The following is a 23,541-nucleotide window of genomic DNA, read 5'->3' as shown; positions in this document are numbered from 1 at the left end:
TTTTAATTCTTTACTTTTTTGCTTAAATCTTTCTTAAAACTTAAAGATTTTTTGCCACCAATGTTCCTTAGTTTCTGGAAGCTGCATATCCTCTAAGGTACGATGAACATTTGCAGTTGCCCGTTTTTTAGCATTTTCTTTTGCTTTAGAAATAATTTAGTCATGCATCTCTTCTTGATTCTTATGCATGTCTTCTTTTACTTCTTCGCGTTTTTCTGCAACATCTTTTGATTTTTCATCGTCATCAGCAACAACGCCAGAAATATCAGGTAAAGCAGCGATTTTATCGCTATTATCTTTTGGTGCAGCAAGTTGCTTTTGTGCTTCAATCAAATCTTCATTCTGCTTTTGAATGACATTCAATTGTTTTTGCAAAGAACTGATCGCTTCATTTTGATTTGAAATAGTCTTTTGCAAGGTATTCAAAAGCTTAACTACTTGTTGCGTATCCATCACATCATTAGCAGTATAGCGCACAGGTTCCTTGACCTTAGGTTCTTCGCCCTTTTCACTAACAGCATAAATTTGACGAGCCGCCTCTTGCAAAGTCAAGCCACTATTCTTAGACAAGTGATGGAAAGCCTTCAAATCGTCAATATCCTTTTGATGATATAAACGTGCCTTCTGCTTAGTCCGGGCAAAATAGTTTGAATTGCCCGTTACTTTTTCCACGATTAAAGAATATTTTCTTAATGTGGCAACACCTATTCCTAATTCTTTTGCAGCTACCTTAGGTGCAGCGAGTTCTTCAAAATCATGCTTATTAGTCGTCATTAAAATCTACCTCTATAAAATTGGGTATTAATCGTGCTTATGAAGCAAAGTCTTCTTATGATCAAAACGTTCCATTCCTACTTCAATCAAACGAGTAATTAACTCAGTGTAAGGAACACCTGCTTCTTCAAACAACTTAGGATACATACTGATATTAGTAAAGCCTGGAAGAGCATTAACTTCAGTCAATACTACTTTACCACCTGGAGTAAGCATAGAGTCAATTCTAGCCATACCACTACATTCGGTAACTTCATAAACTTTACGAGCATTTCTTCTTACGGTGTCAATAATTTCTTGTGGCAAATCTGCAGGGATTTGTAACTTAGAAGTTGAATTGTCATCGTATTTGTTCTTATAGCTGTAGAATGAGCCTTTTGCATTGGTGATTTGTCCCACACCTGCTACAATTGGCTTGTCGTTACCTAGTACGGCAGTTTCTACTTCAGTACCAGGAACAGTTTCTTCAACTAATACCTTGTCATCGTACTTAAATGCTTCTTTTAATGCTGCTGCATATTCATCAGCGTTAGTTACATGGCTAACACCAACTGATGAACCTTGGTTAGATGGCTTAACAAACATGTCACGGCCAAGTTTTTCAGCAACTTTTTCATAATCAAGTTTATCATTATTTTTGTCATCGTATTCAAAACGTTTAATTGTGATCCAGTCAGCAACAGGAACGCCAACTCTTTGAGCTAAAATCTTGGTAAATTCTTTGTCCATGGTTACGGCAGCAGCCAAGACGTCATCACCAACGAATGGCTTATTCATCAAACGGAATAAACCTTGTAAAACGCCGTCTTCACCCAAGTTACCGTGAACAATAGGGAAAAAGACATCAATTTCTGGTAAGTTTTCTAATTCAATTAAATTAGAAATATTGTGAACCTTGTGTGGGTTCTTTACTTGGTATGAAGGATCTTCTAAAACCTTGAAACTTTCTTCTTCATTTGCAAAGTAGCCTTCATTAGTAATCCAAATTGGGTGTACATCAAATTTTTCTTTATCAATTGCTTTATAAATATTACGACATGAAACAATTGATACTTCATATTCTGATGAGTTACCACCAAAAATCAATCCAACTTGTGTTTTTTTAGTCATTGTTTTATACCTCTTTTAAATGTTACCAAACCTTTATTATACGCAAAGAATACCAAAAAAACTTAAAATTATAGAATATTTTTTTACTAAAGCCTTTTCACAATAGTTTATAATTATTTAAATAGACTAAAAGATCCTAGAAGGGAGTTAAAAATATGCTTCTACGGAAAATCTCTATCACTACAATTGCAGCGATTTTATGTGTGCCATTTATTGGTCAAACTGCAAAGGGTGCAACTTTTACTACTCAAGAGATTAACGAAGTACACAGTTTTCAAAAAGAATACGGCAATCTCAATAAAACCCGCTATAGTATCCAAAACATTTACGCCAAAAAGCCACATTTAAAGAAGAAATTCAATGCAGGAGCTTTAAATCCAAAATATATTCAAACACAAGTCGATTACATTAATTATTATCGTTCTTTGTTCGGTTTACCCAATGTAACTGCAACTACTACTTTTAACAATAATGCTCAAAAAACTGCAGCAGTGATGGCAGCAATTAATGCCAATCCGTTTATTAATCAGCATGGTCTTCCCAGTGAGAAAAGACCTAGTTATATTTCAAAAGGCACTTGGAAACTAGCTAAAGATACTTCTGAAACTTCCAACTTGAATTTCAACGTTTCGCATCAATCAGCTGGTGACGTTATCACGGACCTTGTAACTGACCACTATAACTTAACCGGATCAGATACAGGACACCGTGCTTGGCTTCTTTCCACTCGGTTGACTACTACTGGAATTGGAGCAGCATACGGTAAAAATGGCTACCGCTATTCTGTTCAAAAAGTACTGAACACCAATGATATGTTTCGAGCAGCTAACCAACCTGTAGTGGCCTACCCTAGCATGCGTTTATTCCCTGTAGAATTAGCTACTGGTAACAAAACTGTTTGGTCACTTTACTTATCTGACAAAACAGTTAACTCCAAGCCAGAAATATCAATCAAGGATTTAGATACAGGGATCACAACCAGTGCCACTCACGTCAAGAATTATAGTTCTAGTGGCTATGGCAATTTCAAAACGATTATTACTTATTCTCCAGCAAATACGCAACTTGTAGCTGGACATGAATACGAAATAAATATTAAGGGCGTTTATAAATATACCTTTAAACTGTTCAAACAAGATGGTACTAACGATACCACCAACTACACTACTGCTCCAGTAGCCAATCAATCTGCTACCACTTTAAGCAATAAAACGGAAGTGCAGTCACCTTTACTAAAGCAAAATAAAATTCTGCGTGCTGTTATTATGCCTAAGGCTGCAATTCTGCCAAACCAATCCAACAATCTGCTTAATACTTTAGCCGAAGATGGATGGAATCAAAATTTTTTTATAAGACAGTACGCATTGAAAAATCTCATCATCACAGAATGAAATGAAAAAATCCAAGCAAAACGCTTGGATTTTTGTTTACAAAACTTTTGATAAGAAATCTTTAGCACGATCACTAGTTGGATGTTCAAAGACCTCTTCAGGAGTTCCTTTTTCTTGCAAATAGCCATCTGCCATAAACCAGATTTCATCGGCTACTTCACGAGCAAAGCCCATTTCATGGGTTACGATTACCATTGTCATCCCTGAATTAGCCAAATCTTGCATTGTCTTTAAAACTTCCCCCACCATTTCTGGATCTAAGGCACTAGTAGGTTCATCAAACAGCATTACTTCAGGATCCATCGCTAAAGCTCTGGCAATGGCCACACGCTGCTGTTGACCACCTGATAGGCTAGCTGGGAATTGCTTAGCACGATCAGCCAAGCCTACTTTTTCTAAAAGCTCTAAGCCTTTTTGCTCAGCTTCTTTTTCACTAACGCCTTTAACTTTCATTGGTGCAAGCTTTACATTTTCAATTACATTCATATTAGGGAAAAGGTTGAAGTTCTGGAAAACCATTCCCATTTTTTCTCGTAATTGATCTAATTCTTTGCCATCTTTTAAGCTAGCTAAATCTGTGCCATCAAAAACAATTTTTCCAGCTGTAGGATGTTCCAACACGTTTAGACAGCGCAAAAAAGTACTTTTACCAGAACCAGAAGGTCCAATAATACAAATTACCTGTCCTTTATTTACGGTGGCTGAAATATCTTTTAATACTTCATTTTCACCAAAAGTCTTTTTTAGATGTTGAATATCAATCATTTTAGTCATTGTGTTTCATCCGTCTTTCGAAATAGTTAAGCAATCTAGTCAAAGTAAAGGTCATGATGAAGTAAATAATCATCGCAATGAATAATGGCAATACGCCACGGTAAGTTGAAGTTTGAATAAGTTCAGTTTGGTACATCAATTCAGTTACCCCAATCACTGAAACTAATGAACTATCTTTAAGCAAAGTGATAAATTCGTTATCTAAAGCTGGCCAAATATTCTTCAATGCTTGTGGAATAATTACGTAACGGTATGCCTTAGCTTGACTCAAACCAAGAGATCTAGCAGCTTCTGTTTGTCCCTTAGCAACTGAAGCAATTCCTGATCTAATATCTTCAGCAACATAAGCACCTGAATTAAGTCCAATCGCAATAATACCTGCTACTAATGCAGATAAGTTTGAAATAAGGGCCCCAACGCCAAAGTAAACAAACAAAATTTGGACCATTTGCGGCGTACCACGGATAAATTCAATGTAGCAAACCGCAATCCAGTGTAACAACTTGTTCTTGGACAAGCGCATTAATGCTAAAAGCATTCCTAATACGATACCAATTAAAACAGAGAAGACAGTGATAATAATGGTGTATTCGATTCCCTTAACAAAATATGGAGCGTATTTCGCCATCGTATTAGTCTTTTGCGCTGTCTTCATGTATTTAGCGGCTTCAGGCAAATACTTCTTGTTGATCAAGTCTTCTTTTTCAACGCGGCTAATTGTCTTATTAACCGCCTTTACTAAGCCTGGTTGTCCCTTAGCAATCGCTACCGCATTACCTGCTTGCTCTTCGCGCAAATCACTTCTAACAGCCATTAAGCTATTATCATTTTTAGCATATGCCTTGGCAGTTAATTCTTCCATTACTACACCAGACATCTTGCCAGACTTCAAAGCCAAAACTAAGTTGTTGATCTTACCTAAACCCTTAGCCTTAGATTTTTTCATTTGCGACTGAATCAATTGATATTGAATACTACCAGTTTGAGCACCAACGGTTTGACCAGCAAAATCCTTAATTTTCTTATACTTAGTTTGGTCACGCTTATTAATTAAGAAATATTCACCACTTGGCTTGTAATAAATCTGTGAAAAGTCTACGCTCTTTTTTCTTTCAGGGTTAGGTGTCATGGCAGAAATAACCATGTCAACCTTGCCCGTTTCAAGTGCAACTAAAAGAGAGTCAAAACTCATATTTTTAATTACAAGCTTAGCATGTAAATCCTTTGCAATATCTTTAGCTAGTTCAATATCTACCCCAACATACTTGGTATTGCCATTTACACTAGTGGTAAATTCAAGTGGCGGGTAGTCTGCAGATGTGCCCACTACTAATTCTTTCGACTGTTTAATCTTCTTCATTACGGAGTCACTGGCTACCTTTTTATCTGCAGCAGCGACTGGTTGATTAAACAAAAAAAGGGTCGAAATTATTGTAATGAAAGCAAGAAACAAATTAACAATTTTTGCTTTTTTCATAAAATTCACCTATTTTTCTCGTTAAATATACCTAAAATTATTAATTATTTTTTAATTATATACAGAAAATTCGTCATTGCAAGAAAAACCGCAATCATGGTCGCATGATTACGGTTTCTAAACTTATTTAGTTGAAGTGGCTTGCCAAGGAATAGCACAAATAACGTAAATAATTGCTCCAACAATGACATATTCTAAGAAGACGCTACTGCCGATTTCAAGAATTGAACCAAATTCAATGTTATCAACATCAAAAATTACGGGAACTAGTGCTAATAATCCTGAAATTAGGATCAACCAAAAACCAGCCCACATTCCTGCCGCAGTCGCATTATGAATTAGCATTCTTGTAGAAGCCTTAGATCTCATGTCATTAATTAATGAAATCAGAGTAATAATAGTCACAATTACAATGATTACATTAACAATGAGCAATAAACTAGCAATATTGGCACCTAATGTAACGATATTTAAATCAAATGCCTTAACAATTGCATACGGTGCATTAGCACCCTGTTTTTTTAATTTATTATTGATTACTTGTGCTCCACTTGAAGAGCCCTTATCAATCCCTTGATTAATATCCGTTAAAATCTGTTGAGCAAGTCCCAGATTATTAACCTTAAACCAGTGAATGCCTAACGTATAATCAATTATATGGTCGGCAATTGGCTGGGTTTGTGCCTGAGCAAGTAAGTTTGCATCATCTTCGTCGCGAGCATCAATTACATCTGCCAAAACATCAAAATTTTTATTAACTTGGCGTACAACAACGGCTTGATTATAACTAGTTCTAATCTGTTTTTTCATAAAAATAGGATTTAGAAAAGTAGCCGTTATCAATGTTAAAGCCGCAGCCAAAAAGATCACAAAAGCCATCATGCGCTTATACTGGCTGGCTTGTTCTTGCCCCATTCGTCGCAAATTAGCTCTTCTGCCTTCAACCATAACAATTCCCCTTTAGCTGAAAATTCCTTTACCTTCATCAAACATCGTATCAATTGCACGGTGAACAACTTCTATATCAGCTGATTCGATGATCTCATGTCCCTCTTTTAGAGCTTGATCAATTTCACGAGAAGAGCAATGCAAGAAACTAAGCATCAATGCACTTGTAGCATAATCTGCAAGAGCTTCTGCGGATAAGTGGTACTTCTTACGATCATGATAAAGTCGTCCAATACCACTAGTTACAAATGCAATACCCGTTTCAAGCTCGTCTTCGTCAACATCAACATCATCAAATAAGTGATCGACATTGATCCAATCATTAAGCATTACGCCCCAGTTATCTAGGGTTGCGTTGCTGACAAAAGCTTCTGAGATAATTCGGTCCAAGCCTTCATCGTGCATCCCCAAAATGGCAATAGTATAAATAAAAGCCTTAGTTCGTGCATATGGGGTATTGCTATTAGCCATATCGTAATTATTTACTTGTTGTCCTAAAGTGTTAAAAAGATTACGAATGATGTCATTAGTCAACTTGGCTTTATGAGGATAATATGACTGCAGCAGGGACTTTGAAATGCCTGATTTTTCTGCAATCATTTGCAAAGAAACATTATCCATTCCATTTTCTCTGATTAAATGAAAAGTATTGCTAAGAATAACTCTCCGTCTTTTCATATTTTTCCGTCGTGCCATGGTTATTCCTCTATCTTCCTCTTTCTATTCTATACAACACAAATCAATTATACCAATCATTGCTATTTATAAATAGTTTTATAACTCGATCTTAAATAAAAATAATCCTCATTCAGATGAGGATTATTATATATCAACTATTTATATTTTTTACTTTAAACGATTTTGTTCATCAAAAATTTGATGAATTGAACGATCGTTATAAACGTAATCAATACCACAAGCAAGAAGTTGATCTACAGAAATACGAACCATTCTGTCTGGGTAACGATTATGCTTGATAGTATCAGTTACAACAATTTGTTCAATTGGTAATTCATTAAGTACTTCAGTTGCATTCTTAGAAAGAAGTGCGTGAGTTGCAGCAACATAAACCTTCTTGGCACCTGCTCCAATAACTGACTTAGTTGATGATGAAATACGAGAACCAGTATCAATTATATCATCAACGATGATACACTTCTTGTCTTTTACATCCCCAATAATATCGTGCACTTCAGTATCATAACGAGCACCACGTTGATCAACAATAGCGATTGGAGCGTTGAAATATTGACCAAAGTTACGTGCAAGCTTAGCACCTGAGTGATCAGGTGAAACAACTACGATATCATCATCTTCCTTAGTAGCAATACCATTATCTAAGAAGTATTGACCAAGAAGTGGAATAGCGTGCAAGTGATCTACTGGAACACTGTAGAAACCTTGAATTTGTGAAGCATGCAAATCAACTGTGATTAAACGATCCATACCAGTTAATTGAAGCAAGTTAGCAACAAGTTTAGCGGTAATTGGTTCACGTGAACTAGTCTTAGTATCTGAACGTGAATATGCTAAATATGGGACTACCACGTTAATGGTATGAGCTGACGCACGGTGCAATGCATCCAAGATAATTTCAAGTTCCATGAAGTTTTCGTTAACTGGATCTTGAATTGATTGAATTACAAAGACATCACAACCTCTGACAGTTTCACCAATATTAACTTGGATTTCACCATCGCTGAAGTGATGAACTGCAGTTTCAATTAATGGTTGACGCAAAATTGCAGCAATCATTTCGTTTAATGCTGGGTTACCACCTAACCCGATCACCTTCATTGGGTGCAATAATTTATGGAGTTCTTCCTTGTTCATAGCTACCTCTTCTGAATAAAAATCATATACAGACCCATTATATACGAAAAACCTTCTCTGATGAATAAAAGAGGAGGTTCTTTATTTAAGAAATTCTATTTTCACTTTGAATTTACGTCCCTTTTTGCGCGCAAATTTAGATTTTTTCGCAACCTGACAATCGCTGCCAATTCTGGCACTACTAAGTTCATAAAGCTTAAGCCGGCATTATGCGTTAAATAAAGCAAACAAACTACGGCAACTTCCATCGCAATGGCCACATCCCGTAAGCTGACAGTTCTGACTGCTTTTGTTACAAAACCAATAATTAAACTAATGATGCCTATAGCAATTAAAATTCCGCCAACAAACTGCAATACTGATAATTCTTCAAAGTTATTCATCACAAGAACTAATCCTATAATTAAAATCAGTCCAAATACTATGAAAACTGCACCTGCAGTAAATAAATTAAAATCTTCTTGTCTTTCTTTAAGGCCAAAATAGGCGATTGCCATTGCCACTAATAAGTTAATTACTAAAATGATCCACATTTCTAATACCAGCCAGGCTTGTCTCCTTCTGTACCTGGCTTGCCTAAGCCAATTGATTCGCCAACGTCTTCCTTAGGATTCTTGATCAAATGGTAAACATATGCAGCGACTGACTTACGTGATACTTCAGTATCCTTGATTGGTTCGCCCTTCTTAGACTTTTCATAGTCTATTTCATCTTTATTATTCATCCAAGTTGGACGAATAATAGTGTAGTCTAAACCTGATTCTTCAATTCTCTTAGCAGCCTTAGCATATTCAGTAATGTAGTCGCCTAAAGTTTCTTTGTTCCATTCACCGAACTTGCCAGGAACTTCATCATAAATGCCCAAAGTAGAAATCCAAATCAATCTCTTAACGCGAGCATTCTTCATTGCTTCAATAACGGCTTCTGCTTCAATATCAATATCATCCTTGCCGCCTAAGTTAGCATAGACAATATCTTGACCCTTCATAGCTTTTTCAAGTTGTGCGGCATCAGTTGCACTGCCTTCAAAGATTGTAGCTTGGTTCTTTTTATCTTCCATGCGTTTAGCATTACGTAAAAACAATGAAGTTTCAACATCTTTATCAGCAAACAAAAATCTTTCAGCAATTTGTGCTACTTGTCCGTGAGCACCAAGTACTACAACTTTAACCATAATTTTTCTCCTTCTTAATTATTTACAAAATTCTTTAATCAAATCTAATAGCTTAAGGCTACGCACTGCATAGCTCTCATGAGTTTGACGTGGCATAATCACTAATCGTGCATTAGGCATAAATTGACTATACCAGCGAACGTGTTCAACCTTAACCCAATCTCTTTCTCCGACCACACATAAAGTTGGCGTAGTAATCTTTTTAAGGTCATTTTCTGCAATAAAAGATTCAGTTAATTCCACGCGGCTATCGCGATCAAGCTTAAAAAAGCGGTGGAAGCCTTCAGTCAGATAGTGGTATGGACGAATGCCCGCACCATTGACAAATACACCAGCAACAATCATTTTCTTAAAAATTGTTGGGTATTTTCTAGCTAGCATCATGGCAACTAATCCGCCTGCATCAAAACCAAAACAGTAACACCCCTCGATGCCTACTTGTTTAATAAAAGCGTAGACATCCTCTACTTCGGTATGATAATGTTCCGCAATATCGCCTTCACTTAATCCATGCCCACGCATATCTAGTACATAGACAGTGTAATAAAGAGAAAGTGGAGCAACGATTTTATCAAACATACCTCCATCTAAATGGTGACCATGCAAAAGAAGCAAAGGTGCCCCTTTGCCTAATTTATGATAATAAAATTCGATGCCATTAACCTTTTTTTTCATAAAAACCTCTCTTACTGAGCCTCACTATCACGCAAAGCTGAACGATTTAGCTTCTTACGCATCTTCTCTTTTTCACGATCTTTCATGATAGTCTTAATGATCTTGTGCCATACACGGTAATTGCCGCGGAAATTATCTGCTACCTTTTTAAAGTTAGGTTGGTGAATAATACTGCCTTTTCTTTGCCAATAGTGATAATACGGCTTTTGGGTATAGTACACGCCTCTAGCTACTGAAGTATATTTAACATTGAAAATTTGATCCTCTAACAAAGAAATATCACAATCAAATCTTAAATGATATTTATTGATGATCGCTGTTTTATAAGCTTTATTCCAGCTATATCCTTTCATTGGTGAACCAAATACATTAGTTAATTTAATGTAAGTTTCACCACGTGTTAAAAATCCACCTTCTGGGTGGCCAATAACACGTTCTTTTTTATCAGGATAATCAATCCAATAACCACATGATACAAGATTTACATTTGGATGTTCTTCAAAGGCATTAATAAAGAATGCAGTATAACCTGGATCTACCCAATCATCGCCATCATGAAAGGTGACATATGGCGTGTCGATGTACTTTATACCAACATTACGTGCATCAGATGGGCCTCCATTCTCCTTTTGAATTAATTTGAAATATGGGAAACGAGAGGCATAACTTTGCGCTACCTCAACCGAATTATCAGTTGAGCCATCATCAACCACAATTAGCTTAAATGCTTTATTAACTTGCTTAAGCAAAGCATCGAAAGCACGTGGCAAGTATTGTGCCGTATTATAAACCGGCATAATAATAGTTAACTTTGGCACTTGTAACATAACGTCCCCCTTTGTTGCTACTTATTATATCATCTTTAGGAATTAGGTCGAACTTAAGAAAGTTTTAGAATGTAGTCCTATTAAATTTTTTCAAAATTCTAGTATAATGGGGCGTATTAAACAGAATATATTTTCGATAAAAAGAGGAAGAAGATTTAATCATGAAAAAATCACTTACATTAATTACAGCAATCTTGCTTAGTGTAGTCGCGATATTTTCTTTTAGTAAAAAAGAAACGGTACTCGCTGACGACGATACCCCAGTTGTTACTCTAGGTACATCCTTAACCGAATCACAAAAACAAGGTACTTTGAAGACCTTGACTGCCCCATTAAACGGCAGCGATTACCAAACTATTACAGTTACTGGTTCAGACCTAGTTAAGTATTTGAACCCATCTGGTGATAATTTCACCACTTCATCCGGTGTTTGGTCCAGTGCAATGATTCAAAAAACTAACAAAGGTTCAGGAATTAACGTTAAGATTTTAGACTATAACGGTAAAAACAATATCACATCTATCACCGCTAACCAATATAAAAATGCGGCTTTAACCGCCGGAATTACTGACGCTAACATCTACGTAACCAGCGCTATTCCAATTGATGGTTCTGGTGCCTTAGCCGGTGTTTATGCAGCTTATGCCAAAAACGGCAATGCCTTGAATCAAAAACAAGTCAACGCAGCTCAAGATGAAATGAATACTTTGAGTGGCATTACTAAAGAAAACAAAAATAAAGATGGCTATTCTGATGCTCAATTAAACAATGCCGTTGCTGGTGCCAAGTCTGAAATGGCTAAGCAAGGACAGAATATTTCCGATAGTCAAATTCGTGACATTGTAAATAATCAAATTAATATCAATCACTTAGGCAACACCATTAACAATAATCAAAAGAATCAAATCATTAATTTATTAATTGAGATTCGTGATTCTGGTGCTTTAAAGAATGGCGACTTTAAGGGCCAAGCTGCTAAGCTTTCTAACCAAATTGAAAATGGTGCTAAGAACATCTTTAACAAGTTCAACACTCCTGAAAATCACAATTTTTTCCAACAAATTTGGGACAGCATTGTCAACTTCTTCAGCGGCTTGTTTAAGTAAACAAAAAGACCTGATTTCTTTTGAAGTCAGGTCTTTTTTATGCTTTTTACATCTTGTTATCCATATAACGGTTCAATTCATGGTCTACAAATTCGTTGCCTCGATTATTGGCATGGCCCTTAGTCCATTCAAAAGTACTGTCTGGAAAATGCTTAAGCAAACGATCAAGTTCTTGCCATTCTGCCACATTCTTCAATGGTCCACCAGACCGTTTCCAACCGCGTTTTTTCCAGCCGGCTAACCAGTGCTGGTTAATCGCATTTAAAACATATTTTGAATCCAATACAAACAATAAATGCTTTTCATTAAAGCCAAGTTCGATTAATTTTTTCAAGGCATTAATCAAAGCAGTTTGTTCCATCTTGTTATTGGTTGCACCATATTCACCGCCTGAGCCATGAACTTCTTGATCATCCCATTCAATCAAATAAGCCCACGCTGCCTTGTCTGTCTTTTTAACGTGACCGCCCTTATAAACACCTGTATTGCGAGTACCGCCATCAGTGTAGGTTACGGCAAAAAAGTCTGCAGTTTGATGAGCCTTTGTTTTCTTAGCTTGTGGCTTATTTTTCACCCTATTGCTTTCTTGCTTAATCTTTGCAATGGCATTTTGTAAAGTATCTTCACCCTTTTGCAAAATATCCTGTTGTGTTTCTTTATTTAAATCTAAATAATCCGTTGCATCAGTAATATTTTCAAACGATTTATACTCTGCCCCAGAAAAGCCATCTACTTGCTTTTTTGCTTCATCCCATGTGCGGTAGACGCCTGGCACACGACCATTTTTTACAGCATAAAACTTCATGATTCACCTCAAAAACAAAAAATCTCTACTCAATGTTAAAATATAATTATTATTCATTATAGGGAATTATGTAAGAAGGTGGCAAAAATGTTCTTTAACTCCAAAAAATATGCCGAAGAAGCTGAAAAGAATCATAAACATGATCTAAAGCAGGAACCTAGCATGTTTAACATGATCTCACTGGGTCTGCTTGCCTCCTTTGCCCCTACACGTATTTTCCTCAAGTTGCACAAAAGACGTATTGAAAACAAAGCAGTCATTCAAGAAAGCTCACTAGAGCAAGTTCCTATTATTTATTTTCATGGCTTTCGCGGTGGAGATTACACCACCAACGTCATGGTTCACCAAGCAATGCAAGATAAGGGAACCGATAAATTTTTAAAGGTGTCGGTTGATCTATTAGGCAATTTTAAGTTAGAAGGCACTTGGACCAATGATCAACACCCCATCGTACAAGTTGCTTTTCGTCAAAGAATCGTAGGAATTTACGGAATCGATTACTACCTCAGTTTTGTTTTGCCCTTTCTTTCCAAAAGATACCACTTCAAAAAATATATTGCTGTAGCTCACTCCCTAGCCTGTCCTTGCATTATTAGAACTGAAATGAAACACGCCTACAGCAAAACTTTCCCTCATTTAGTCAAATGTGCATTAATTGCTGGACCTTTTGACGGCGTAACTTATTTGGGTGATATTCCCAACGTAAACATCCTTAATGAGAATGGTCGCCCCAGTATGATGAATCCACACTACTTATATTTGCTTCTTAATCGCAGAAAATTTAATTCTAATATTTTAGTGCTAAACATCTATGGCAATGTGCTTGATAATACCAACACCGACAAATTCATTTCTGTAGTTTCAGCCAAAAGCATCCGCTATATTTTGGCTCCTAAAGCACATTTTTACCAAGAAGTAGAAGTTCGTGGTAAAAATGACGCCGAACATAGCTGGATGCATGATAATCCATTCGTGATTGATATTGTTGATAAATTTCTTAACTTGAAAAAATAAACTATTTTGGAGGAAGAACATGGTCTGGTGGCATGATTTTATCAGAATTATCTTTATTACTAACACACTCCTTGCTTTTTACATCGTTTTCCACCGAAGACGATCGGTCTCTACAACTTGGGCTTGGCTTATTATTTTACTAATTTTTCCCGTAGTTGGTATTACCCTTTATGCCTTTTTTGGCCGAGGTATTTCCCAGGAAAACATTTTTTCCATTAATAAGCAGCATCACATTGGTCTGCGAAATGTGCAAAAATCGATTGCCAAGGCACCTAAAGAGGTTAGCCCCTCAGATACTTCTAAATTAGGGGAAATTGCAATTCATTTTTTTAATCAAAATAATGAGTCGCCTTTAACCAAGAACAACAACGTAGAGCTTTATACTGAAGGTGAGACCTTCTTTCATGATCTGCTCAAAGATATAGTTCGTGCAAAAGAAACCATTAATGTTGAATTCTATACTTTTTATAGCGACAACATCGGCAATCGTGTCTTGCAGCTTTTAATAAAAAAAGCTAAGCAAGGTGTAAAAGTCCGCGTAATTTATGATGCATGGGGATCAATGGGTGCAACTAAAGCCTGGTTTGATCAACTTCGTAAAGCAGGCGGAGAAGTTTTGCCCTTCATTACTTCTAGAAATATGATCACCAGATACCGCATTAACTATCACTTACACCGTAAGATAGTTGTAATCGACGGACGCATATCTTGGACTGGTGGGTTTAATATCGGTGATCAATATCTAGGACGAAAAAAGAAATTTGGTCACTGGCGTGATAGCCAGGTACGCATCGTTGGTTCTGCTTCCTTGCTATTGCAAGAGCGTTTTGTAATGGACTGGAACGCCTCTATCAAGTGCCCTGAACAACTTATCCGCTTTAACTCCGCTCTCTTCCCTGATCTTGATGAAAAAAAGATCCATCGCGGAGATGTTGCTACCCAAATTGTTTCTGATGGACCTGACCGTTATATTCCCTATATGCGTAACGGCATGATGCGGTTAATGCAACTAGCTAGAAAACGCCTATGGATTCAAACTCCTTACTTAATTCCTGACGATGCCGTTTTCGCCACATGGCAGACGATTGCCATGTCAGGTGTTGATGTGAGAATCATGATTCCTTGCAAGCCAGACCATCCTTTTATTTATCGTGCCACCCAATGGTATGCCAACGAATTAACTCGTTGCGGCGTGAAAATTTATATTTATGAAGATGGCTTTTTACATGCCAAAACCACTATCATCGATGACAGTTTTTCGACCGTTGGCTCGATGAATCAAGACTATCGTTCATATGACTTAAACTTTGAAGATAATGCCATTTTCTATGATAAAAAATTTACTAAAAAAATGACTGAAGTTTTTGAATCTGACATGAAGAAATCTCACTTGCTTACTCGTGAAGAAATAAAAAAGCAAGGTCGCATATTGCGAACCTTGCAAAGTTTTTCACGGATGCTTTCTCCAATCTTATGATTGAATTTCAATGGGAATATTTTTACCAATATATTTTTGCAATGCGGCAATGACTTCATTAACTTTAATCCGGAACCGCATCATGTATGCCTTATTATTGTCAGTTCTAAAAATTGCCATTACTAATGGCTTTTTAGGATTAGGGACATTAATTAATGTAACGCTAGAAATTTCATTATATTTAACTGTTCGCTTAAAGTAGCCTGAAACTACCATCTTTTTAGGACTAAAACCTGAAAAGCCATCAACTATGCTAATTAACAAGAATAAGGCCAAAAATACATTAACACCTGGATCACCTTTCTCAATGTAGTTCCAGGTAAAACCTAGCCAAATAAAAATAAGAGCCCACACGATTGAAGAGATGCGATAATGTCCACGAAATTCTACTTTTGCCTGCCAATACCAACTGTAACAAGCATAAGCTAGCATTAATACATTCACTACAATATAAAAGTAAGACATATAAGCCATAAAAATCCCCTCAAAAACTTTATTTCTTTTCATTATAACAAAGACATGATTTATGATTAAATAAACAGATTGCAGAATAGAGGCAAAAATTATGAAACAAACTGATTTAACTGAATTGCAAAAGGAAAGTGATAATGCTAAACATATCGTCTTCTTAACGGGGGCAGGTGTTTCAACTCATTCTGGCATCCCCGATTATCGTTCAAAAAACGGCATTTATAACGGCGTACAGGAAAGTCCCGAAACTATCCTCAGTGAAAATACTCTCTATGAGCGACCAGAATTTTTCTATCATTTTGTAATGAATAATATGTACTTTCCAAAAGCCCAACCTAACCTAATTCATCAAAAAATTGCTCAAATCTGTAATAAAAAAGGTGATTTAATTACCCAAAATATTGATCGTTTGGATACAAAAGCTGGAAATAAACACGTGACAGAGTTTCATGGAAATCTATATAATATATATTGTACTAAATGCCACCATTCAATTTCTTATGAAGAATATTCTCAAAATTATATCCACCAAAATTGTGGTGGCATTATTCGACCAGGAATAGTATTATATGATGAATCAATCAATCCTGAAACTTTAACTAAATCGATTGAGATCATGCAAAAATCCGACTTAGTTATTATTTGTGGAACTAGTTTTGTGGTATATCCATTTGCTCAACTTTTAGCCTATAGCAACGAGAAGGCAAAGATTATTGCCATTAACAAAACTGAAATTCCTACGCCAGGAATTAAACAAATTATTGGTGATGCTATTGATGTATTTAAATTCTTGAATTAATATATAAACATTTAATATTTTCAAAACAAAAATTATACAGGCGGTGAAAACATGGCAGAGGTTTTTTATTATGATTATGTAACAATCCAACCGTGGACTTACTTTTTAACGGCTTCCAGGTTTGGATTAACTTATGTAGGGCTTAAAGGAGACGAAAGTGTTTCCCCTATCTTCAGCTTTTACCCTCACCGAATGCTTGCACATGACCCTGAGAAACTAACTCCTTATGTCAAGCAACTAAAAGTGTATTTTGCTGGGACCAGAAAAAAATTTGACGTTCCTATTGATATTTCGAAATTTGGTACCGAATTTCAAAGAAAAACGTTACAATTTATACAGACTATCCCATATGGCTTTACAGCCAACTATGGTGATATCGCAACATCGTTACCAAATGCCACATCTTCACGTGCAGTAGCACATGCTGTAGCGTTAAATCCAGTTTTGATTTTTATTCCAGATCATCGAATTATTCTATCTAATAACCAAGTGGGTACTTACCGTTTAGGACAAAAAGAAAAAGTTAGATTAATTGAATTAGAAAAGAGTAATTTACATGGCAATCTTTAAAATGTATGCTCCATTTTTTGACCTAGGCAACTGGGCCCATGTATTAACTAGTGACAAGGATTGGATGATTATCCTTACCCTAATCTTAATGGAGTGCCTGCTTTCGGTTGATAACGCTGTGGTTTTGGCAGCGCAAACGCAAGTGCTGCCCACAAAAGCAGAAAAGGAAAAATCATTATTATACGGATTATGGGGTGCCTACCTTTTCCGCTTTATCGTTATCGGAATCGGAACATATTTAATTCACTTTTGGGAAATTAAATTGGCAGGTAGTATCTACTTATTCTATCTAGCTTTTAAATTTTTCTATGATCAGCGTCACCCTAAGCAGGCCGCTGAACGTGAAAAAGAAAAAGAAGAGCGTGAAGCTGCTCATCATAAAGGCAAAAAGAAGAAGAAACACGTCTTATCTTTATTCTGGCGTACAGTTATTTCAATTGAATCAATGGATATCGTCTTTTCTATCGATTCAGTGCTTGCAGCATTAGCCGTTTCAAGCAATCCGGTTGTAGTTTTAATCGGTGGAATGATTGGTATCATCTGCATGAGAGGCGTAGCGGAAATTATCATTAAATTAATGGATATCATTCCTGAATTGCAGCCAATGGCTTATCTGTTAATTGCTATCATCGCCTTAAAATTGCTTTTAGCACTTCCACCACTTCACTTTGAATTGCCAAACACCGTCTTTGCTATTATTGTATTTACTATTTTAATTTTGACTATTCTGTTTCACTTCTGGCGCGTCAAACGCCATGGACGTAAACATATCTAGATAAAAAAGCTTATCTACTGCGATAAGCTTTTTCATTTACTTTAATTTTTCTTGTACATATTCTTTTAAAACAACAGCTTGATTATGTTTCCTATTCTTAGCACCATATAAAAAGAGAACATCATTTTTTATCAATTGCTTTTTAACCGTTTCTATAAATTCAGATGTAAATTCATTTTTATCAAGTTCTTCAATATATTTAGCCTTAAATTCAGGGAACTTCTCATCCTCATGATTGAACCATTTTCTTAATTCATTTGTTGGTCCAATTTGCTTATCCCATTCATCTAGAGCAGCCTTAATTTTACTCATTCCCCGTGGCCACATCCGATCCACGAGCATTCTATAACCGACAGGTTGTTCATGATCATAAATTCTTACTAATTTTATTTCACTCATTTGATAAAATCCTCTTTTTTAGATTAGTCTATAGCTAAGACAGAAAAAATGAAACCAGAAAGGCATCATATGAATTATTCAGATTACTTTACCAATCGTCCTACAGATGAGATTACGCGTGATTTAGTTGGACGACCTCTTATTTATGATAATGGAAAAGAAAAATTAGGTGGCTATATTGTTGAAGCTGAAGCATATATGGGCAAAAATGATCGCGCAGCCCACTCTTACGGCGGCCATCGCAGAGTCCTGCCAACGATGGGCTTTATCGCCGCGGAGGCACCATTTATATTTATGCGCAGAGGCAATACTTCTTTTTCGACGTTGCTTGTCAAGAAGAAAACGAGCCTCAAGGAGTACTTATCAGAGCAATCGAACCCATCTGGGGAATTGATACTATGATCAAAAACAGAAGCGGGAAAAGCGGTGTCTTGCTTACCAACGGCCCAGCAAAAATGATGCAAGCCTTCGGAATACACGATAAAAATTGGAACCTGCATTTTCTTTCTGATTCGCCATTTAAAATTGATCTTGAAGACGATCATAGAAAGCCCGCTCAAGAAATTATTGCAGACAAACGAGTTGGCATTAACCAATCAGATCCTGTTTGGGCTAATAAAAAATTACGCTATTACGTCGCTGGCAATCCTTATGTTTCAGATATGAAAAAGAGAAACTATGCGAAAAACAATGGATGGGCTTGACATCTTTTCATTTTTCTTTTATTATTCTTCCATAGTTAAATAATATTCCAATGCAATAGAGGTTGCAACAATCACGAAGTAAGTTGGAGTCCACGAAGACGAAGAAGGTTATTTTAGGATTGTTGCCGAAATAGGTTTAATATTCGTGTGTTGACCTGTTGGGCTATAGAACAACATTCTATAGACTGTCCTGGTTAGTCCCCAGTGAGCGCTATGTGATTTGGTTTTAATACTGATGATTATAACCTTGTTGTGAACGGAGCAACGAGGTTTTTATTTACGCTTTATTGTATTGGCTTTATGTTAAAAACATTGGAGGGTTTTTCATTGAAGTCAAGATTTAGATGGATTGCTGCATTATTGACAATCCTAATCAGTTTATTTATTGGATTCAGCTTTAACAGCCGCGAGTCCCAAGCTGCTAAAAAAGATTCCAGCGTATTAAAAATAGGTATGGAAGCCAATTACCCACCATACAACTGGACTCAGCCTAAAAAGACAAACGGTGCTGTGCCAATTGATGGTTCAAATTCTTATGCAAATGGTTACGACGTGCAAATCGCCAAAATCATTGGTAAGAGACTTCACAAAAAAGTTGTAGTTGAAAAGACTCAATGGGATGGTTTATTGCCTGCTTTAACTTCTGGCAAGATTGATCTAATCATCGCTGGTATGAGTCCAACTGCTGAAAGACGTAAGGCTATCAACTTCTCAGAACCATACAGAAAAAGTACTTTTGTCGTTATTACCAATAAAGCAAGTAAATACTCAAACGCTAAGAAATTATCCGACTTTAAGGGTGCTAAGTTAACTGCTCAACAAGGTACTTTGCACTACGACTTAATCAAGCAATTAAAGGGTGCTAAGCGTGAACCAGCTATGCGTGACTTCTCAGCCATGCGTCAAAGTTTAGCTTCTGGCACCATCGATGGTTACGTTGCAGAAGACATCGAATTTGAAAGTTACCACAATGTTAATCCTAACATCATTGCCGTTAACTTGAATAAGATGACTGGTTTTAAGGTTGATCATGATGATTCCGTAACTAGTATCGGTGTTAAGAAAGGCAACACTAAGTTGCTTAACGAAGTTAACGCTACTTTAAGAACTATTTCTAACAAAAAGCGTGAACAATTAATGTCACAAGCTATTAGAGAACAACCTAAGGCTGGTAACGAAACCAAGAAGGAAAACTGGTTAGTAACTACTTGGAAGCAATACGGCGGCATGATTATGTCCGGTATTGGCATGACTTTGCTTTTGGCTTTAGTTGGTACTGTTGTTGGTTTCTTCATTGGTTTGCTTGTAGGTATCGTTCGTACCATCCCTACCCCAACTACTCGCGGTAAGCGCTGGGCTTTGAACGTTGTAAAATGGTTATTATCAGTTTACGTTGAAATTTTCCGTGGTACTCCAATGATGGTTCAGGCTGCCGTAATTTACTATGGTATTGCTCAATTCTGGCACTTAAACTTGAACAGAACTATTGCCGCTTTAATCATTGTTTCAATTAACACTGGTGCCTACCTTGCCGAAGTTATCCGTGGTGGTATTATTTCTACACCAGAAGGACAATTTGAAGCGGCTAGTGCTTTAGGTATGACCCACAACCAAAAAATGTGGCACATTATCTTGCCTCAAGCTATTAAGAACTGTTTACCATCAATTACTAACGAATTTATCGTTAACATCAAGGATACTTCAGTATTGAGTATCATCTCAGTTTCTGAATTGTTCTTCGTTGGTACAACTATTGCCAGTCAATCATTTAAGTTCTTCCCAACTTACTTAATGATTTCAGCAATCTACTTAATTTTGACATTTACTATTACCAGAATCTTCAACTTTATCGAAAAGAAGCTTGAAGGTAAAAAGAACTACAACTTGATGGCTAACCAAGTTCAAGTTGGTACTCCAAAAGATGCGGGGGCAAATAATTAATGACTAAATCAAACGAAGTAATTTTAAGTTTAAAGCATATGCAAAAGGCATATGGTAATCACCAAGTATTAAAAGATATTTCATGCGATATCAATAAAGGCGAAATCGTTACTATCATCGGGCCATCTGGTGGTGGTAAGTCTACTACTCTTCGCTGCATCAATTTGCTTGAAGAACCAACTGGCGGCGAGATTGATTTCCACGGTGAAAATATTTTATCTCCTGGCTACAACCGTAATACTTTCAGATCAAAGGTTGGTATGGTTTTCCAGCAATTCGACTTATTTGAAAACAAAAATGTTTTGGAAAACTGCATGATTGGTCAAGAATTAGTGCTTAAACGTTCTAAAGATGAAGCACGCAAGATCGCTATGGAAAACCTTAGAAAAGTTGGTATGGGACCTTTCATCAAGGCTAAGCCACAACAATTATCAGGTGGTCAACAACAACGTGTTGCCATTGCTCGTGCTATTTCAATGAATCCCGAAGTATTACTCTTCGATGAACCTACTAGTGCCCTTGATCCAGAAATGGTTGGCGAAGTACTAGACGTTATGCAAAAATTAGCTACTACTGGTTTAACAATGGTCATTGTTACCCACGAAATGGGTTTTGCTAAGAGCATTTCTGATAGAGTATTGTTCATCAGTGATGGTGTAATTACTGAACAGGGTTCACCTGATCAAATCGTTGACAATCCACAAAATGAAAAGACACAGAAGTTCTTAAGCAACTTTAGAAAGATGGACTTCTAAAACAACAAAAATAAGCTTGAAAATTAAAATTCAAGCTTATTTTTTTATTCAATTAAATAATATCGTTATTTTGCTTAATTCGTGCTAATTTCCATCCAGTATCGAAATAACTTTTCCGAGTCATACGCAGGTCATCATAATCGCTTTGCAAACTATCAATTGCATCCTGCAACTTTTTATTTTCCTTCCGAATCGCATTAAGCTCGGGATCATTAACTACACCTTTGAGATGAACTTGAGCAGCCAGATAGCGCCTACGATGTTCAAATTCTTCTTTTAAGGTTCCCAAAGCATTCTCATATTTGACTAGCTTATTATTAATACCAGAAATTTGATCATTTAATTTAATAAACAAATCATATGGCATATCCGATTTAATCCTGTTGCACTCTGCACAAGCCAAAGTCAAATTATCAAGACTATTATTATGGCTCAGTGACACTGGATCCTTATGATCTACGCTGCGACCACGTCTACCACAATACTGGCAACGATACTTATATTTTGCCCGAATACGTTCACGATCAATATAATCTACTTCATTTAATTGAAAATCGACCCGTAAACCCATTTTTTCCATGTTCTGAGCAAAGGTTACGTCTTGATCGGGTACATAGTCTAATTTCCCATCTTCGCTCTTAATCATAGCTAAATTTAAGTCTGAGCGCTTAACCTGCCTCTTAGCTATTTCGTTACCATCATAATCCTGCAAAAAAGCTTCGTATCTTTTACGGAGCTTTTTATTTTTTACAATCGGATCAGGTTGAGCAGTATCTTTTTCTTTGCCTACAAAAGTATAGAGCAAACTTTTGGCAAAAGTAGCCACCGCATCGTTAGCATAATCATCTGCATTTAAGCCGCGAATTAAACAAATATCACAAATACTAGTTAGCTTAGGGTTCATTAACCCTTCCTGCTTAAAATGCAAAGAGTCCATGCGCAAACCGCATGAACTGCACAAAAATTTCACCTATTCATCATTCCTTAACAAAAGAATACTAAAAGCTATCCATTGCATCTTATCCTTACCTGCAAAATCGCCTTTAAATAAATCTGGCAAAATCTTTTTAATAAAGTATTGCACGCAAACTAAATCATCGAACTTCTTAATAGTTTCAAGACTTTCTTTAAACATTTGTATATAAACTGGGTTCGGATTGCCTAACTCAATTTCGCCATATGCTTCATAAAGCAAATCAAGCTTATCACAAACAGATAAAATCTTTCCTTCTAGAGTATCATCTTTTGCTTCTGAAAGGCGCTTAGTATAAATCTCTTGGAATTCTTCAGGAATTTCATCCTTGATGAATTTGGTGGTCATCGTTTCTTCGACGTCGCCAATCATTTTTCTAAGTTGAGGAGTGGCATACTTAACAGGCGTCTTAATATCACCGATGAAGCGTTCAGTATAGTCGTGATTCAAGCTCTTTTCGTAAAGAGCCTTCCAATTGATCTTTTGCTTGCCATGAACTTCTTCGATATCACCCATCATTTGAGCAAGTTCAGCTGTTCTGAAGCAGTGATCGGCAACTGAATGATGATGATATTTAAAGTAGCCCGGTGCACGATCGATTGACTCTAAACTATTAAAACCTTGAATATAAGCATTTAATCCCATTTTTTATTCCTCCCCATAAATTCACTAAAATTTTTACTATGTTAACAAAAAAAGACTTTTACTGCAACAAAAAACGTTTATTGCATAGTGACATAGTGTCATATATAATAAATATATCGAATAT

Annotated in this window: 26 protein-coding genes, 1 pseudogene and 1 riboswitch; of the genes and pseudogenes, 11 read left to right on the top strand and 16 right to left on the bottom strand. The window is 36.4% G+C overall.

Going from position 1 to position 23,541, the window contains the following annotated elements; all coding sequences use genetic code 11:
- Positions 1-33: 33 nt before the first annotated feature.
- A pseudogene (locus HMPREF0518_RS01575) lies at positions 34-774 on the bottom strand (transcriptional regulator).
- Positions 775-801: 27 nt separating this feature from the next.
- A complete protein-coding gene (locus tag HMPREF0518_RS01570) occupies positions 802-1,884 on the bottom strand; it encodes a D-alanine--D-alanine ligase family protein (protein WP_003625446.1) in 1,083 nt (360 codons plus the stop codon).
- A gap of 155 nt (positions 1,885-2,039) precedes the next feature.
- On the opposite strand from HMPREF0518_RS01570, the gene HMPREF0518_RS01565 reads away from it, so the two are divergent.
- Positions 2,040-3,275, top strand: coding sequence for a CAP domain-containing protein (locus HMPREF0518_RS01565; RefSeq protein WP_003625444.1), 1,236 nt, complete (start codon positions 2,040-2,042; stop codon positions 3,273-3,275).
- Between the two features lie 36 nt (positions 3,276-3,311).
- Here the strand turns inward: HMPREF0518_RS01565 and HMPREF0518_RS01560 are convergent, their stop codons facing one another.
- The 9 genes from HMPREF0518_RS01560 to HMPREF0518_RS01520 form a co-directional block, all read right to left on the bottom strand.
- Complete coding sequence (locus tag HMPREF0518_RS01560; RefSeq protein WP_003625442.1) at positions 3,312-4,049, bottom strand: amino acid ABC transporter ATP-binding protein; 738 nt, start codon at positions 4,047-4,049, stop codon at positions 3,312-3,314.
- Entirely contained in the window at positions 4,042-5,526 is a 1,485-nt protein-coding gene (locus HMPREF0518_RS01555; RefSeq protein WP_003625439.1) for an ABC transporter substrate-binding protein/permease, read from the bottom strand. The genes HMPREF0518_RS01560 and HMPREF0518_RS01555 overlap by 8 nt, the downstream gene beginning before the upstream one ends.
- A gap of 123 nt (positions 5,527-5,649) precedes the next feature.
- Positions 5,650-6,474 carry a hypothetical protein gene (locus HMPREF0518_RS01550; protein ID WP_003625437.1) on the bottom strand — a complete coding sequence of 275 codons (825 nt, stop codon included), beginning with the start codon at positions 6,472-6,474 and terminating at the stop codon, positions 5,650-5,652.
- A 12-nt stretch (positions 6,475-6,486) separates the two neighbouring features.
- Positions 6,487-7,170 carry a TetR/AcrR family transcriptional regulator gene (locus HMPREF0518_RS01545; RefSeq protein ID WP_003625435.1) on the bottom strand — a complete coding sequence of 228 codons (684 nt, stop codon included), beginning with the start codon at positions 7,168-7,170 and terminating at the stop codon, positions 6,487-6,489.
- Positions 7,171-7,320: 150 nt separating this feature from the next.
- Positions 7,321-8,307: a ribose-phosphate diphosphokinase gene (locus HMPREF0518_RS01540; RefSeq protein WP_003625433.1), complete on the bottom strand. Its 987-nt coding sequence runs from the start codon at positions 8,305-8,307 to the stop codon at positions 7,321-7,323.
- Positions 8,308-8,408: 101 nt separating this feature from the next.
- Entirely contained in the window at positions 8,409-8,840 is a 432-nt protein-coding gene (locus tag HMPREF0518_RS01535) for a hypothetical protein (protein WP_003625430.1), read from the bottom strand.
- 2 nt (positions 8,841-8,842) lie between these two features.
- Positions 8,843-9,481 carry an NAD(P)H-binding protein gene (locus HMPREF0518_RS01530; protein ID WP_003625428.1) on the bottom strand — a complete coding sequence of 213 codons (639 nt, stop codon included), beginning with the start codon at positions 9,479-9,481 and terminating at the stop codon, positions 8,843-8,845.
- A gap of 18 nt (positions 9,482-9,499) precedes the next feature.
- Positions 9,500-10,156, bottom strand: coding sequence for an alpha/beta fold hydrolase (locus HMPREF0518_RS01525; RefSeq protein ID WP_003625425.1), 657 nt, complete (start codon positions 10,154-10,156; stop codon positions 9,500-9,502).
- Positions 10,157-10,167: 11 nt separating this feature from the next.
- On the bottom strand, positions 10,168-10,983 hold the full coding sequence (locus HMPREF0518_RS01520) for a glycosyltransferase family 2 protein (RefSeq protein ID WP_003625424.1): 816 nt from the start codon (positions 10,981-10,983) through the stop codon (positions 10,168-10,170).
- Positions 10,984-11,144: 161 nt separating this feature from the next.
- Here HMPREF0518_RS01520 and HMPREF0518_RS01515 point away from each other — a divergent pair, with 161 nt between their 5' ends.
- Positions 11,145-12,089 carry a DUF1002 domain-containing protein gene (locus HMPREF0518_RS01515; RefSeq protein WP_003625421.1) on the top strand — a complete coding sequence of 315 codons (945 nt, stop codon included), beginning with the start codon at positions 11,145-11,147 and terminating at the stop codon, positions 12,087-12,089.
- 46 nt (positions 12,090-12,135) lie between these two features.
- Here the strand turns inward: HMPREF0518_RS01515 and HMPREF0518_RS01510 are convergent, their stop codons facing one another.
- Positions 12,136-12,894 (bottom strand): ribonuclease H family protein, encoded by a 759-nt coding sequence (locus tag HMPREF0518_RS01510; protein WP_003625419.1) that lies wholly within the window; start codon positions 12,892-12,894, stop codon positions 12,136-12,138.
- An 87-nt stretch (positions 12,895-12,981) separates the two neighbouring features.
- Here HMPREF0518_RS01510 and HMPREF0518_RS01505 point away from each other — a divergent pair, with 87 nt between their 5' ends.
- Positions 12,982-13,908 (top strand): alpha/beta hydrolase, encoded by a 927-nt coding sequence (locus HMPREF0518_RS01505; RefSeq protein WP_003625417.1) that lies wholly within the window; start codon positions 12,982-12,984, stop codon positions 13,906-13,908.
- A gap of 19 nt (positions 13,909-13,927) precedes the next feature.
- Positions 13,928-15,385, top strand: a complete 1,458-nt coding sequence (cls, locus tag HMPREF0518_RS01500) for a cardiolipin synthase (protein WP_003625416.1) — start codon at positions 13,928-13,930, stop codon at positions 15,383-15,385.
- Here the strand turns inward: cls and HMPREF0518_RS01495 are convergent.
- Positions 15,380-15,859 (bottom strand): hypothetical protein, encoded by a 480-nt coding sequence (locus HMPREF0518_RS01495; RefSeq protein WP_023191536.1) that lies wholly within the window; start codon positions 15,857-15,859, stop codon positions 15,380-15,382. The two genes, cls and HMPREF0518_RS01495, sit on opposite strands and share 6 nt — an antisense overlap.
- A 91-nt stretch (positions 15,860-15,950) precedes the next feature.
- Here HMPREF0518_RS01495 and HMPREF0518_RS01490 point away from each other — a divergent pair, with 91 nt between their 5' ends.
- The 3 genes from HMPREF0518_RS01490 to HMPREF0518_RS01480 are packed head-to-tail and all read left to right on the top strand — an operon-like array spanning position 15,951 to position 18,000.
- Positions 15,951-16,655 carry an NAD-dependent protein deacylase gene (locus HMPREF0518_RS01490; protein WP_003625414.1) on the top strand — a complete coding sequence of 235 codons (705 nt, stop codon included), beginning with the start codon at positions 15,951-15,953 and terminating at the stop codon, positions 16,653-16,655.
- Between the two features lie 51 nt (positions 16,656-16,706).
- Positions 16,707-17,225: a methylated-DNA--[protein]-cysteine S-methyltransferase gene (locus HMPREF0518_RS01485; protein WP_003625413.1), complete on the top strand. Its 519-nt coding sequence runs from the start codon at positions 16,707-16,709 to the stop codon at positions 17,223-17,225.
- Positions 17,212-18,000 carry a TerC family protein gene (locus HMPREF0518_RS01480; RefSeq protein ID WP_003625412.1) on the top strand — a complete coding sequence of 263 codons (789 nt, stop codon included), beginning with the start codon at positions 17,212-17,214 and terminating at the stop codon, positions 17,998-18,000. Before HMPREF0518_RS01485 ends, HMPREF0518_RS01480 begins: the two co-directional genes overlap by 14 nt.
- A 36-nt stretch (positions 18,001-18,036) precedes the next feature.
- Here HMPREF0518_RS01480 and HMPREF0518_RS01475 read toward each other — a convergent pair whose 3' ends face one another.
- Positions 18,037-18,399, bottom strand: coding sequence for a DUF488 domain-containing protein (locus tag HMPREF0518_RS01475; RefSeq protein WP_003625411.1), 363 nt, complete (start codon positions 18,397-18,399; stop codon positions 18,037-18,039).
- Positions 18,400-18,468: 69 nt separating this feature from the next.
- On the opposite strand from HMPREF0518_RS01475, the gene HMPREF0518_RS11160 reads away from it, so the two are divergent.
- The 4 genes from HMPREF0518_RS11160 to HMPREF0518_RS01460 all read left to right on the top strand — a co-directional run bounded on the left by HMPREF0518_RS11160 (position 18,469) and on the right by HMPREF0518_RS01460 (position 21,799).
- Positions 18,469-18,801 carry a DNA-3-methyladenine glycosylase gene (locus HMPREF0518_RS11160; RefSeq protein ID WP_023192819.1) on the top strand — a complete coding sequence of 111 codons (333 nt, stop codon included), beginning with the start codon at positions 18,469-18,471 and terminating at the stop codon, positions 18,799-18,801.
- Entirely contained in the window at positions 18,684-19,103 is a 420-nt protein-coding gene (locus HMPREF0518_RS01470) for a DNA-3-methyladenine glycosylase (RefSeq protein WP_307913935.1), read from the top strand. The genes HMPREF0518_RS11160 and HMPREF0518_RS01470 overlap by 118 nt, the downstream gene beginning before the upstream one ends.
- Positions 19,104-19,151: 48 nt before the next feature.
- Positions 19,152-19,325, top strand: a riboswitch (Lysine riboswitch).
- A gap of 105 nt (positions 19,326-19,430) precedes the next feature.
- The gene (locus HMPREF0518_RS01465; RefSeq protein ID WP_003629455.1) at positions 19,431-21,044 is read left to right on the top strand and encodes an ABC transporter substrate-binding protein/permease; all 1,614 of its coding nucleotides are present in this window, start codon (positions 19,431-19,433) and stop codon (positions 21,042-21,044) included.
- Positions 21,044-21,799 carry an amino acid ABC transporter ATP-binding protein gene (locus HMPREF0518_RS01460; protein ID WP_003625404.1) on the top strand — a complete coding sequence of 252 codons (756 nt, stop codon included), beginning with the start codon at positions 21,044-21,046 and terminating at the stop codon, positions 21,797-21,799. Before HMPREF0518_RS01465 ends, HMPREF0518_RS01460 begins: the two co-directional genes overlap by 1 nt.
- 52 nt (positions 21,800-21,851) lie before the next feature.
- Here HMPREF0518_RS01460 and HMPREF0518_RS01455 read toward each other — a convergent pair whose 3' ends face one another.
- Positions 21,852-22,769 (bottom strand): HNH endonuclease, encoded by a 918-nt coding sequence (locus tag HMPREF0518_RS01455; protein ID WP_003629454.1) that lies wholly within the window; start codon positions 22,767-22,769, stop codon positions 21,852-21,854.
- The gene (locus tag HMPREF0518_RS01450) at positions 22,770-23,417 is read right to left on the bottom strand and encodes a YfbR-like 5'-deoxynucleotidase (RefSeq protein WP_003625398.1); all 648 of its coding nucleotides are present in this window, start codon (positions 23,415-23,417) and stop codon (positions 22,770-22,772) included.
- Positions 23,418-23,541: the final 124 nt, after the last annotated feature.

The organism is Lactobacillus helveticus DSM 20075 = CGMCC 1.1877, assembly GCF_000160855.1.
Lineage (GTDB): Bacteria > Bacillota > Bacilli > Lactobacillales > Lactobacillaceae > Lactobacillus > Lactobacillus helveticus.
The sequence above is the reverse complement of the archived record's forward strand: the minus strand, read 5'-3'. Positions and strand labels throughout refer to the sequence as shown.